A 12,794-nucleotide genomic window follows, 5' to 3' on the forward strand; every position below is an offset into this window, starting at 1 on the left:
ATTAGTCTGCCTTTATCAATTTTAACTCATAAGTTTCTGCTTCTACGCTCGTAACTTTCAATACTGTTGAATCTTTTGTGTATCTAAAAATCTCAGCGTTTGCCGGCAGAGCCGCCGCCGACCACCTGCCTTTGAGCTCTATATAATTGTCCTGGGTCTTGCCCTCGTCAAATACATTGCTCTGGTCAATATCAGTTATTCCGCTGAGATGGGCCCTTCTAAAATCCGGATCACAAACACTTAGCGTAATAACATCTTCAGCACTCCCCGAAACCGCCATCAACACGGGCGTGCTGACCTTTTCTAAAATCTCATCACCTGCAAAATCGTATTGACTGTCAAATACCGCGTAGCCTCTCAAGCCGGCCTCTTCGAATTCCAGAACGTGGGCCTGCTTGTTTTTCTCTATAACCGTATAAGGCAATTTGTCGGCGTATTTTTTCACAGTAATGGCCTTTCCCGGCTGAACGACTATTAAGTATTCATATTCGCCGCCCTTTGGAGCCTTGCCGTGATCAATCCAGCTGACAGTATAGTCTCCATGAGTGTCACTGGTATTGCGGTCATCGCGGGATTTCTGACTGGCCCGCTCGATTCTCAGGTTCTCTGCGTCTGCGACAACATAACCGTTGCCGACCGGGTCAGTAAACCATACAGGGGATTTGCCTTGGGACTCGAAACTGTAAGGAAACTCCTTTACAGGACGAGCGTTTATTATAATAGAATCATCTTGTGAGCTCATCCAGGTTTGCGAAATCGTTGTCTCTGTGGGATATTCTTTATCAGTATTTTCAATATCCGAACCTAAACAAACGATCAGGTCATCACAGAAGAAAACGCTTTTTCTGGCACTAAACGAGAGGTCAAATACGGTATCGTGGAAATCCATTGCCCACACGCCGTTGCGTCCCTGTGACTCTACTGCTCCGACAAAGGTCCTGTCGGTGAAGCGTCTTTTTGTGTTGCCGACGTATATCTTTCCTGTCTTGTCAACAGTTTTCGCATCATCTCTATGCTGAAGTTTATCAATCGGCAGGTGTATAGTTGTGGCATTGGGCCAGCGGTTCCAGTCCCAGCCGTTCTGAAGATTATAGCCGCTGCTGATAAAGTCAACCGGATCTCCGGAACCGAGTATCTGCATGGATCCGTAACTTAAATACCTGCCGTAGGCATTCTGGCCGGGCCTGCCTTCATAGTTCCATACGTACCGGCTCCAGCCCTTTACGCTGACCATCCACTCATCTCTCCTGTGAACTGCCAGAGCGCCGTACGGCTTGCTCCAGAAGCCGCTGGGGGCATTTGACTTTTGGATACCTTTATCCGCAAAATCCAGCATCAGCTCAATGTCGCCAACCGGATAAAAATACGATATTCCCGTACCACCGTGTGCAAACACATTCTGGAGATATTGCGACCGGGGCTGCCACAGTCTCATGAAAACCCCCGCCATGTCTTTATCAACAGGCTCTTTTGCCATAGCCATGTATGCGTACGCCGCGATCATTTCGTTGCCTGTCTCGGCGTTCATAAGGCGGCCGTTAAAAGCTGCCGGGGTATGATACTTGTTCATTATGATTTCCTGGGTGAGCAGGGCATTTTTAAGATTCCGGTACGCCTGATCGGAAATCGCAAACTCTGTGCCGCCAAGAAAATGAGTTACTATTGAACTCATATGGAACGCATTGGGGCAGTATGCATTGGCATACACGCCGCGGTGATGATAACCCAGGTAGTCATTCTTGATCGTGCCTGACCAGCCCGGAGTAACCGCGAGTGCCTGATTGAACCAGTTTACATAGCATTGCATATACTGAACCTTTTGCGGAGAATCTTCCATTGCCAGTATTCTTAAAAGCCGGTGCATGGATTTTGTCCGAAGCGCATCTGCGGTAGTGGTATCCTTCAACGGCTGCTTTACGAATATCTCTCTAAATACAGTAAACCACTCAATCGCTTCAAGCTCTCTGTTGAGTTTGCCGGCAGCCTTTAATTCATCTCTCATTAAGAATACGGAATGAACCCAGCTTGATATCCTGTTGCTTATATGGTTCATTGTTCCAAGGCCGCTGCCCTCTGCCCAGCCCTGATCATTGAAAAAGTCGTAGAGCAGCATCAGCTTATCTCTGCTTTCGGTGCTGCCGTTTAGTTTGTAATCCAGCGCCAAAGCCAGGAAGGTTTTTTCGCCGAGACTGGTGTGGAAAAAGTTCGGCACATAAGGCGAGCGGCTGGCGAAAAGCCCGGTACCTGTTATCCGGCCGTCTTCATGGCGTTTGATATTGTATTTATCAAATTCCTCTATCCCGTTTCTAATATAACTTTGCGTCGCCTCAAGCCTCTTGGAGTATATCTGGTTACCCTTGTACTTGCCGGTGCCGAGAACCCATTTTTCATATCTCTGGGCAATCTTTTCAAAATCATCTCTCTGACTTTTGCTGATTTGCTCCGGCAGTTCAAATTCGGGCTCAACTTTCGACCATTCATAAGCATCCCAGGTTGCCGTCTCGACTTTGCCCGGATGACGGTATTGATAGTCGTTGCTGGCATCCCAATGGATATAATCAGTAAAATCCACTATATCAAAATATAAAACACCGCTGCTGTGCCTGCGGGGCGCCAGAATTTGCAGTTCGCTGATAACCTCTCCTGATTTTAGACCGAGGTCATCCCTGAAACTTACCCACAAGACCCTCCAGCCGGTGAAATTAAGATCAAAATCTGCGGGGCGGATACTGCGCCTGGATTTTGTTTTAAACTGAAAGCGGATTGCATCATCGATCTGCTCGGTGTTATAAATCCATATCTTGAAACCGCCGTTACTGCTCTTGCACGCGGCTTCGATCCTGTGCAGAGAATCAACCCTGACAGCGTCAAATTTTTCCCATCTCCACTTTAATGACTTGTCTCCATGCTTGCTTCGATGGTCTGTGACAGAAAGTTTGCCGTTTTGACTCCTTAACTGCCAGTTTGAAGGGACATTTCCCGCCTCAAAAGACTCAACGCCGTCAAAAGGGGAATCCGGCTGAATAAAATATGCAGCACTTGTACCGGCAAAGACAGCCAATACAAAGCATAAAGCAATAAACGTCTTTTTAAAGTTCACATAAGCGGTCATAAATCAATCCTCAGCTGCAACTTTTGGTAATTTAATTTAACATTCGTAAAACGCAAATCTATTCCGTTATTGTATATTTCGTATAATATTTTATTTCAACATAATCTGTCTGATTTATAAATTGGGCTCGCCAGACATTTGAAGACGTGAATCGTATAAGAAGCCCTATTTATAATTCAGCCAGGTAGAAGCCAGTATTGCCAGATCATGATGATCAACAGCACCGTCATCATTGATATCACCGTAGAGAGGAATTCGCCAAAGCCTGTCTGGTGCTGTCTCGCCTGATGCCAGACTGTAAACCTCTGAGCCGGTCAATGCGGTCGCAAATACGGCAAATTCATCAACCGCTCCGGTATAAAAGGCACTGTTGTCGGCCCTGCCGCCTAAACCAAAACGGTAGCCGCCCTGCTGATATCTCATAACGGCGGTGTTGGCAAGAACGCCGTCAATGTAGATACTGCCCCTGCCGGTATAAATCCCATCTGCCGCAGGCCCGTCAGGACTGAATGTGTAGGCGATATGAGTCCACTTCTCCGCAGTCAAAACGGCCCCGGAGTCTAACTGGTTAAAATCTCGATAAAGGGTTACGCGCCAGCTGGCCGGAGAGCCGCTGCTGACAATCGAAAAGCCGCCGGTACTTGACGCTGGACGGCTAAGAGCCATATCTGATACTGCGGCATCGGGTTTGACCCAGGTTGACACTGAAAACTCTCCATCCGGATAGATAGCAGGCTCGGTATCAGAGAGCTTAATATCATAAAGATCATCAACACCGTCAAAATATACGCCGCCGTTTACCCGTCCTGCTGCCGCAGATGCGGGGCTGCCCTGATTGAGCTGCAAATCAGATCCGTTAGACGAATCATCTGTATGCAGGTTTTGGGCATCGTCAAAGCTGTAATACGCGGCGAGTTTCACTTCCTCTATATCGCCCTGCTCGAGTTGAGAAAATGAACGGGTTGCGGCTATGCTCCAGCTGTCACCGCCGTCGTCGCTGGTTATGACAACCGGATCATGAGCATAGATAACTTCATCGGGATCCGGCTCATCGGGCCACTTTGTTCGATACTGCTCTTTTTCCGTTTCGCTCAGATTATGAGCGTAGTAAAAGTAAGCCAGATAAAGCCTGTCCTGCCTGTCGATTGTAAGTTTATGGTAATACACGCTGTAGCCCCTGTGGTGAGGAACTACCAGTTTGCCTAAGTCTTTCCAGGAGCTCTCATTTGCTTTTTTTCTCATATAGTGCAGGCAGTACCTGTCCTGAGAATCTACCATCCTTGAAACAAGATGCAAAGTATCGCTGCTGTCGGCAACAAGCCCGACATAGGTTTCATGTACTGTCTCATTGTTATTGAACGGCTCAGGTTCACTCCAGCTCAAGCCCCCATCAAGAGAAAATGTGTATTTAAACGGCCTCTGATGAGAACCTAAAACCACGTGCAGCCCGCCGCTGCTGTCTGCTGTTATTGCCGGGCCGTTGTGGCCGTCCCCGTCTTCGCAGCAGCTCAATGTTGTGCCCAGCAGTTTGGGCCCGGTTGCAGCGCCTGTCTTTTTATCATATCTAAAGTAATACTGATCCGTACCGCCGGCAACCTGAGAAACTCCGGTATAGGTTGCGACAATATGTACCTTATCGCCTAAAGTTATTGTGGAGTTACCAAGCCCTGAATGGCTTGGAGATAGTATATAATCCGGATCTGAGATAATCCAGGTTATTGGAGGCACCGTAAGAGAGCCGTCCGGGTTCTTGACCGGAGCTGTTATCCCGATCCCGTCACCGTTGTCGGTAACTATTACAGGGGGCCCGCTGCGGTCATTAGACGCCTCTGAGAACTCAAGCCTTACAGAGCCGTAACCTATCTTGTAATGATCCCACGTCTGCATACCGTCGCTTGAATGGAACAGAAATGTACCGCTTAATGTATCCGGGTTGACAGCGAAATAAGCATCACCGTCACTGTCAAAAACAATTCTTTCATCGGGCAGAAAAACGCCGCTGTAGAGCTTGCCGCTCCAGGAAGGCAGCACACTTTTAATAATCTGGGATATTGAATAAGCGACCCAGCCGCCCTCGCTCTCAAGTGTTTGAATATAAGCGTCTTCGACCCAGGCTCTCTGCGGATAAGGGCAAAAATTTTCACCGGCGCCGCCGTGAAGGCCGACAATCATATACGGCCTGTTATCGTTATCAAAAGTAACTGTATTGGGCAGAAACCTGGGATTGTAGCCATAGGTCTCACGTTCACGCTCAAAAGTCCCAAAATAAGTTATCGGTGTAACTCCGGGAACAATCAAGGGCGCATTTGAATCAATCTCCTGATCCTCATGTTCCCAGGGAGAAACCTCCGCTGAAACCGCGAACAGGTTGCAGAGACAAACAGTAAGTGTAAGAGCTTTTACTATGGCTGTTTTGTTTTTAATCTTCATTTATATCTCTGATGTAAATCCGTATATGCTGTTAATTCGCCTCAGGAGAAGGCCGGCGAATCGGACCTTCTTCAATACAGTCTTCAACCAGCTCATCGTATGATGCGTATTCAACGTGAAGATCTATGCATAAGTAGTTGCAGCCGTCGCTGTGCCGTTTGCCGTAATAGTATTCACCGGGAATCTGCCAGTATTCTCCGCCCCAGAAACGGGTGCGGTCAAAATCAAGCTCCGTCCTGCTGTCGCCCAGAAGTGCCGTCACAGCGTGATTTTCGAGTTTTGATTTTTTTCTCGGTTTCCACCAGTCTCCATCTCCGACATCTCTTCTGTAATAGGCTCCGATAAGCCAGTTCCAGCCGTAGCAGAGCACCTTTCGGCCATGTACAGCAGCATTTGCTCCTTTAAAGCCGGGGCAGACCAATACCTTCGGAGCATCACCATTGTCGTTCTGCTCATCCGGACGGCCTTTACCGTCAAACCAAGGGTCGTTTTTATAGTCCATGTAAGGGGCAATCTCTTTGTACCACCACGTGGTGTGGGGAAACTTGGGAAACAGATCTGATACAGTTCTGCTGCCTATACCCGTGCCGTCAGCCATCGGAAGCCAGTCGTTATTGTCCATGGTAAACATTTCCACACCCATGCCGATTTGTTTCTGATTGCTTTTGCAAACAACCCTCTGGGCAAGATTTCTGGCTTTATTGAGAGAAGGCATCATGATAGCCATAAGCAACGCAATAATCGAAATTACTACCAGAAGCTCAATCAGTGTAAAACCTTTTTTTGTCATTTTTTCTCTTTCGTTCATCAGTGATTATTTAAAGCATGGGGCCTTTTCAGCATAAAGACCCCATGCCGTAACTTAATTTAGCTGCGTCTGGTTCTGCCAAAGAGCATACCAACACCGACAAGCAGCATTGTCGCAGGCTCGGGTACCGTAATCGGAGTATATGTACCGTCAGCAAGGCCGGCAACCTCATCAGCGGTCAATGCAGAGCCGAAAATGGCAAATTCATCAATTGCCCCGCCAAAGAAAGCGCTGTTATTGCCGCGGCCGCCTAAACCAAAGCGGAAACCGCCCTGCTGGTATGCCGCAGTACCAGAATTGGCAAGTGTGCCATCGACATACAGACTGGCTGTACCGTTATAGAGCCCGTCAACACCAGCTCCGTCTGGTGCAAAGGTGTAAACTATGTGAGCCCATTGCTCCGCGGCAACCTGCACACCGGAATTTACCTGATCATAATCAGGATACACGGTAACACGCCAGGTCGCCGGTGTACCGTCGGTAATTAACGCAAAACCGCCGCTGTTTGACGCTGCCGGACGGCTGACTGCAACACCAGAAGCTGTCGTGTCAGGCCTTACCCATGTCGATACCGAAAAGGCACCGTCAGGGTAAATCGCGGGATCTGTATCTGAAAGTTTAATATCATACAGATCGTCAACGCCGTCGAAATACGCGGCTCCGTTAACCTGTCCGCTCGTCGCGGCGGCAGGATTGCCCTGATTGTTTTGCAAATCAGAACCATTGCCGGAATCATCCGTTACCAGAGAGGCTGCGTTATCAAAACTGTAATAGGCAACCAGATTGGCATTTACTGCCGCGGCAGCTAAACACATTAAAACCACTAAACTAATCTTCTTTAACATAATGAGGTCTCCCTTCTAAATAAAATAATAAAAAATTTACTTCTGCATCAGCCAATTCTGAGCCAGAAGTGCAAGATCTGCGTAATCAACAATACCGTCACTGTTTATGTCACCGGCAAGGTCAACAAAAACATTTGCCGGAGTTGAACCCCCTGTGTAGAGGCTGTTTACCTGACTATCCGTCAATACGCCGTTGAAAACCGCGTACTCATCAACCGAACCGGTAAAGAAAGCACTTCCGTTAGGTGTGCTGTTGGCGCGGAAGCCGAGTCCAAACCTGAAACCGCCCGGAACATACCAGCTTGTCTCTGTGCCGACTAACTGGCCATTAGCATAGATTGATGCATCACCTTCGTACACTCCCCAGACATCATCCCATACACCGTTATAAGTAAGAGCGATATGTGTCCACTCGCCGGCTGTTACAAGAGCGCCTGTGTTAAGTGTGTATGCAGCTCCGTCTTCATAAAGAACGAATCTGTAGGTCGCAGGGGTGCCGTCAGTGGTGATTGCATAGCCGCCGCCGAGAGACGCTGCGGTTCTAGATACGCACACTCCGGAAGCACCATCGTCGCTTTTCACCCACAAAGAAATCGAAAACGGGCCATCGGGATAAATCGAAGGATTTGTATCAGCTTCCCTGACGGCATATCCGTTTGTGCCGTCAAAATAGACGGCCCCGCCAACCTGGCCGGCCGCAGCTGTGGGTTCTGAAAAATCAAATTCATCTGTGGTCAGAGTAGAACCGTTACCCGAATCATCAGTACCCAGAGCATCCGGGTTGTCAAAGCTGTAATACACTGCCAGCGAGCCGTCAGCGGCTAAGGCTGAATTCAACGAAAGCAGTAAGACAGCTCCCATTACCAGAACGACTGTTTTTACTAAACTTTTCTTGTTTCTCATTTTGTAATACCTCAATAAAATAATAAAATTTGAGTAAGACTGACTTTTACAAAGCCATCACACATACTATGCATCTAAAATGTTAATTTTTTCTCAATGGCCTGGCCCAGCGAATCGGACCGCCATTAACGCAATCCTCGACAAGCTCCTCATAACCGGCATGGTTTACAGCGCCCGAGACTGTCAGATAATGAGTCCCATCGTTATGGCGCTTTGAATAATAATATTCACCCGGTATCTGCCAGTACTCGCCGCCCCATACGCGTGTCCGGTCAAAATCAAGCTCTGTTCGGCTGTCGCCTACCATAGCGGTGGATTCGTCTGAAGATACCTTAGACCTTTTCCACGGTTTCCACCAGGCCTGAGACGGATCCTGGTCTCTGCTGTTGTAATACGCGCCCAGCCGGTTATTCCAGCCGTAGCACAAAACCTTTGCGCCGGGCTGACCGATACTGCCGGCAGTAAATGACGGGCAAACCAGAATATCAGGCGCTCTATTCTCAAAATGCTGATCAGGGCGGCCCTTTGTATCGAACCACGGGTGATCCTTGAATTCCATATAAGGTGCTATCTCTTTGTACCACCACGTTGTGTGGGGATACTCGGGGAAAATGTCTGAAACTGTCCGCCTGCCGATGCCTGTTCCGTCAAGCATTGGCAGCCAGTCGTTATTATCCTGAGCAAAAAACTCAACGCCCAAACCGATCTGCTTCAAATTACTCTTGCAGACCACACCCTTGGCCGCTTCTCTGGCTTTTTGCAGTGAGGGCATCATAATCGCCATGAGCAATGCTATAATGGAAATCACCACCAAAAGCTCAATCAGTGTAAAGGCCTTAATTCTATTTGCAGATTTCATTGTTTCTCCTGAATTTAATGGTTTATTTACGGCTTAGCTTTATTATCAAAATTATTCATCACCTGTTAATGATGCTCTCGCACGGTTGGCTCTGTGCATTCACAGTATTTCATTTTAACCTGGTTATACGGTAAGCTATCGGCACATTTCTACAAGCGCATTTTGCGTAAACATATTACTCATTTTGCGCAGCACCACAGGACCCATAACCGCCAGCATTAGCTAAATCATTATTATTCATATATTTACATCTCTATATTCAGTCATAAAACTTAAAAACAAAACATTTTAAAATCACAGACCAGGTGTCTCTAAAAACCCTAATGCTATATATTACAATTACTTACAAATTTAAATCGAATTAAGTCCAGCTGCACAAATCTTTATGAAACCCGCAAGCCCCGATGAGTCTGTGAAGGAAAGTACAGGAAAAAAATATACTTACAAATAATACTCTGATTCGGTTAAAATGTTCGCTGAATATAAACCCAAATCACCGCGGCGAGAGTGCAATCAGCATTGAAACGCTTTTAAAACACACAAAATCGAATCAGAGACGGAAAATTTAGCATTTTGCGCAAAACGCCGTATCATTTTGCGTAATAAGCGGTTTTAAAATTGTATCGGCTTTAAAATATGTTTAAATTCAAGTGGTGTATGCTGAATAATGACGGATTCTAACGCCTTTTAATATACGCCCTCTCTTCATTTGCAATAAAACGTATGTTTGACTATAAAGTTCCAATATGAAATCAGATACAAATAAAATAAACAGAAGATGCTTCTTAAAAACCGTTGGGCTCTCATCCGTAACTGCTCTTGCGGCAATTGAAAGTTTATCAATGGCTGAAGCTGAGCCGACCCCGACCGAGAAAGGCGGCATACCCAATATTCTCATATTGAAATCTGATGAGCACAACCCGTTTATAAGCAGTGTAGAAGGCGATCCGGTTGTCCAGACTCCAAACATGCAGAGACTTGCCCGAATGGGCACATATTACGAGAACTGCTACTGTCTCTCTCCGCTGTGTACGCCGTCACGGTCGGCATACCTTTCAGGCATGTACGTACACCAGATAAAAACTTACAATAACTGCTGTATATTCAAAGACGACTACCCAACATACGGCGAGGTTCTTAAAGAGCAGGGAATACATACTGTCATGGTTGGAAAAACAGACGCTTATCGTGACGCTAACGAATTAGGCTTTTCAGAACTGTTTATCGGAACCTGGCCCGCGGTCAGAAACCCCGGCGATTTGAATATATCCCGCAGCCCTCTTAAAGTCAGGCCTATGGAAAGACCAGACGGTTCATTACGGCATGAAGGCTATGGAGTTGTCGAAGAGACATCCTCAAGGGACAGGGCAAGTATTGAATTTGCCATAAACTGGCTGAAAACAAAGGCCTTATCGCTCAATAAGCCATGGACGCTTGAGATAAATACATCAAAGCCGCACTTTCCAAATGAAGCCACACAGGATCTGTGGGATTTATACTCCGGGCATGAAAGTCTGCCCAAATACGACAAAGACTGCCGCACGGCCCGCCACCCCTACGCCGAAGACCTGCGTGAACACTTCCAGACAGAAAAATACCCTGAAAGCTCGATAAAAGGCCTCAGACGTGGATATTATGCGGTAATAACATACCTCGACAGAAAACTTGGTGAACTCCTTGACGTGCTGGAGGAAACCGGCCAGATCAAAAACACAATTATAATCTACACATCCGATCATGGAGAAATGCACGGCAAGTTTGGACTATGGTGGAAATCCGCACCATTCGACGATTCTGCCCGTGTACCGTTAATAATCGCAGGCCCCGGCTTCAAGAAAAACCACAGGGTTAAAACGCCGGTAAACCAGCTTGACTTACAGGCCTGCATCTTTGAAACGCTCAAATGCAGCCGCCCTGCTCACTGGGCAGGCTCGCCGCTGCAGAACATACCCGACAATGACCCGCAACGCTGCACGTTTTCTGAATATCACGGACACGGCGTACGGGGAAGCTGGTATATCATCCGCCGGAGAGACTGGAAGTATATCTGGTACAAATCAGCTCCAAACCAGCTTTTCAATATGCGGCAGGACCCACAGGAACTGAGCAATGTCATCGACAAATATCCGCAAAAAGCCGCGGAGCTGGAAAAAGAGCTGAGAAAAATCTGCGACCCTGATAAAGAACATAAAAGGTCAGAAGCATATATAAAGATGGAGCTCGCCGCGATTGAAGCTGCCGGCAAAGCCGGAAAATTAAAAATCAGACCCGGCGGACACGCCTGGGCGGCGGAAGATATTGATGATTTTATAAACAGAAAATTCAAAAGGCACAAATCTCCAGACCTGAATAACTGGAAAAAATAACATGAAAAACAGAAGAGAATTTTTAAAACAGACCCTCTTAACTGCCGGGGTAACACTAACTGGATGTAAAATGAAGAATCAAAACATCGCAAATACAATAGATAGAAGACCTAACATACTTTACATAATGACTGACCAGCAGTGCGCTTCTGCCATGAGCTGCGCAGGAAACCCCGACCTCAAGACCCCCGCTATGGACAGTATCGCGGCCGAGGGTGTGATGTTCGAAAAGGCCTACTGCACACAGCCGGTCTGCGTGCCCTCCAGAGTGAGCATGTTTACGGGAAAGATGCCCCACGAAACAGAAGTTACATACAACACAGAAGACTACGGGCTTAGCCCGAAAAACGGTATTATCGGAAAGATAATGAACGAAGCGGGATATGACTGCGGCTATGCCGGCAAATGGCATGTCACAATACCGCCGCGGGATATAGACCTCCACGGTTTTGAAACAATCTTTACCACAGTACCAAAAGGGCAGCGGCTTCTTCACGGTTTTGGCGAACAGACAGAGGCCGCGGACCACAGCGACTTTCAAATACCTGAATTCACCGGCAAATTCCTTGATCGCCGCCGCGAGAAACCTTATTTTCTGTTTGTCTCATTCACTAACCCGCATGATATCTGCCAGTGGGCACGGGGCGACAGCCTCCCAAACGGAGATATCGGCGAGGCTCCCGAAGCTGAAAAATGCCCGCTGCTGCCGGATAATTTTGAAATCCCCAAAGACGAGCCGTCTATTATCCGCACTCACAAAAGCCAATCACCCAAGATGTACCCCTCCGGCGACTGGCAGGACGATAAATGGCGCCAATACAGATGGGCGTATTACAGGTGCACTGAGCTGATTGACTCTCTTATAGAAAAAGTCCTCAAGCAGGCACGCGGCATCGAGAGCACCAGGGAAACCGTAATTATCTTCACCAGCGACCACGGCGACGGCAATGCGGCCCACAAATGGAACCAGAAAATGGTTCTCTACGAAGAGCCGGCACGAATCCCCCTGATAATAACCACTCAAAACAAGAAATTAAAAAACACAAAAGACTCCACGCACCTTGTCTCAAACGGATTGGATTTAATTCCAACAATCTGTGACTACGCCCAAACCAGCCCGCCCCAGGACCTCCGGGGACTTAGTCTTAAAGATATAGTCCAAAAAGGCAGCACAGAGAAGTGGCGGGATTATGTAGTTTGCGAAACAGACCTGCACCACAAATACGGCCAACCTGACGGCAATCTTGGACGTATGCTCAGAACTGACAATTACAAATACATCATTTACTCTAATGGCCGCGGCAGGGAACAGCTTTTCAACATGAGCATTGACCCGGGAGAGAAGCTCAACCTCGCGCAGGACAAGAAATACAGAAGTGAACTCCAAAGACACAGAGGACTGCTCAAAGAATGGTGCAAAGAGACAAATGACACAGATTTTATATCGTGCATCCCGGAATAATAAAACCCG

At 47.4% G+C, this 12,794-nt stretch carries 8 protein-coding genes; 2 read left to right on the forward strand and 6 right to left on the reverse strand.

The window, feature by feature from the left end; all coding sequences use genetic code 11:
• Position 1 precedes the first annotated feature (1 nt).
• The 6 genes from SMSP2_RS06990 to SMSP2_RS07015 all read right to left on the reverse strand — a co-directional run bounded on the left by SMSP2_RS06990 (position 2) and on the right by SMSP2_RS07015 (position 8,957).
• Positions 2 to 3,112 carry a chondroitinase family polysaccharide lyase gene (locus SMSP2_RS06990; RefSeq protein WP_146683270.1) on the reverse strand — a complete coding sequence of 1,037 codons (3,111 nt, stop codon included), beginning with the start codon at positions 3,110 to 3,112 and terminating at the stop codon, positions 2 to 4.
• 165 nt (positions 3,113 to 3,277) lie between these two features.
• Positions 3,278 to 5,542: a LamG-like jellyroll fold domain-containing protein gene (locus tag SMSP2_RS06995; protein WP_146683271.1), complete on the reverse strand. Its 2,265-nt coding sequence runs from the start codon at positions 5,540 to 5,542 to the stop codon at positions 3,278 to 3,280.
• A 31-nt stretch (positions 5,543 to 5,573) separates the two neighbouring features.
• Entirely contained in the window at positions 5,574 to 6,332 is a 759-nt protein-coding gene (locus tag SMSP2_RS07000) for a type II secretion system protein (protein ID WP_222566422.1), read from the reverse strand.
• Between the two features lie 77 nt (positions 6,333 to 6,409).
• Positions 6,410 to 7,195 carry a LamG-like jellyroll fold domain-containing protein gene (locus SMSP2_RS07005; protein ID WP_146684836.1) on the reverse strand — a complete coding sequence of 262 codons (786 nt, stop codon included), beginning with the start codon at positions 7,193 to 7,195 and terminating at the stop codon, positions 6,410 to 6,412.
• A gap of 36 nt (positions 7,196 to 7,231) precedes the next feature.
• Positions 7,232 to 8,098, reverse strand: a complete 867-nt coding sequence (locus SMSP2_RS07010) for a LamG domain-containing protein (protein WP_146683273.1) — start codon at positions 8,096 to 8,098, stop codon at positions 7,232 to 7,234.
• A gap of 82 nt (positions 8,099 to 8,180) precedes the next feature.
• Positions 8,181 to 8,957, reverse strand: a complete 777-nt coding sequence (locus tag SMSP2_RS07015; RefSeq protein WP_146683274.1) for a DUF1559 family PulG-like putative transporter — start codon at positions 8,955 to 8,957, stop codon at positions 8,181 to 8,183.
• Positions 8,958 to 9,799: 842 nt separating this feature from the next.
• Here SMSP2_RS07015 and SMSP2_RS07020 point away from each other — a divergent pair.
• The gene (locus SMSP2_RS07020) at positions 9,800 to 11,323 is read left to right on the forward strand and encodes a sulfatase family protein (protein WP_222566423.1); all 1,524 of its coding nucleotides are present in this window, start codon (positions 9,800 to 9,802) and stop codon (positions 11,321 to 11,323) included.
• Positions 11,324 to 11,393: 70 nt separating this feature from the next.
• Positions 11,394 to 12,785, forward strand: a complete 1,392-nt coding sequence (locus SMSP2_RS07025; RefSeq protein WP_186804910.1) for a sulfatase family protein — start codon at positions 11,394 to 11,396, stop codon at positions 12,783 to 12,785.
• Positions 12,786 to 12,794 lie beyond the last annotated feature (9 nt).

This window comes from Limihaloglobus sulfuriphilus (assembly GCF_001999965.1).
Lineage (GTDB): Bacteria > Planctomycetota > Phycisphaerae > Sedimentisphaerales > Sedimentisphaeraceae > Limihaloglobus > Limihaloglobus sulfuriphilus.

Excerpts from the sequence above, each read along its gene's own strand:
- SMSP2_RS07005 (WP_146684836.1), bottom strand. The coding sequence starts at position 7,195 with ATGTTAAAGAAGATTAGTTTAGTGGTTTTAATGTGTTTAGCTGCCGCG.
- SMSP2_RS07000 (WP_222566422.1), bottom strand. The coding sequence starts at position 6,332 with ATGACAAAAAAAGGTTTTACACTGATTGAGCTTCTGGTAGTAATTTCG.
- SMSP2_RS07010 (WP_146683273.1), bottom strand. The coding sequence starts at position 8,098 with ATGAGAAACAAGAAAAGTTTAGTAAAAACAGTCGTTCTGGTAATGGGA.
- SMSP2_RS07025 (WP_186804910.1), top strand. The coding sequence starts at position 11,394 with ATGAAGAATCAAAACATCGCAAATACAATAGATAGAAGACCTAACATA.
- SMSP2_RS07015 (WP_146683274.1), bottom strand. The coding sequence starts at position 8,957 with ATGAAATCTGCAAATAGAATTAAGGCCTTTACACTGATTGAGCTTTTG.
- SMSP2_RS07020 (WP_222566423.1), top strand. The coding sequence starts at position 9,800 with ATGGCTGAAGCTGAGCCGACCCCGACCGAGAAAGGCGGCATACCCAAT.
- SMSP2_RS06990 (WP_146683270.1), bottom strand. The coding sequence starts at position 3,112 with ATGACCGCTTATGTGAACTTTAAAAAGACGTTTATTGCTTTATGCTTT.
- SMSP2_RS06995 (WP_146683271.1), bottom strand. The coding sequence starts at position 5,542 with ATGAAGATTAAAAACAAAACAGCCATAGTAAAAGCTCTTACACTTACT.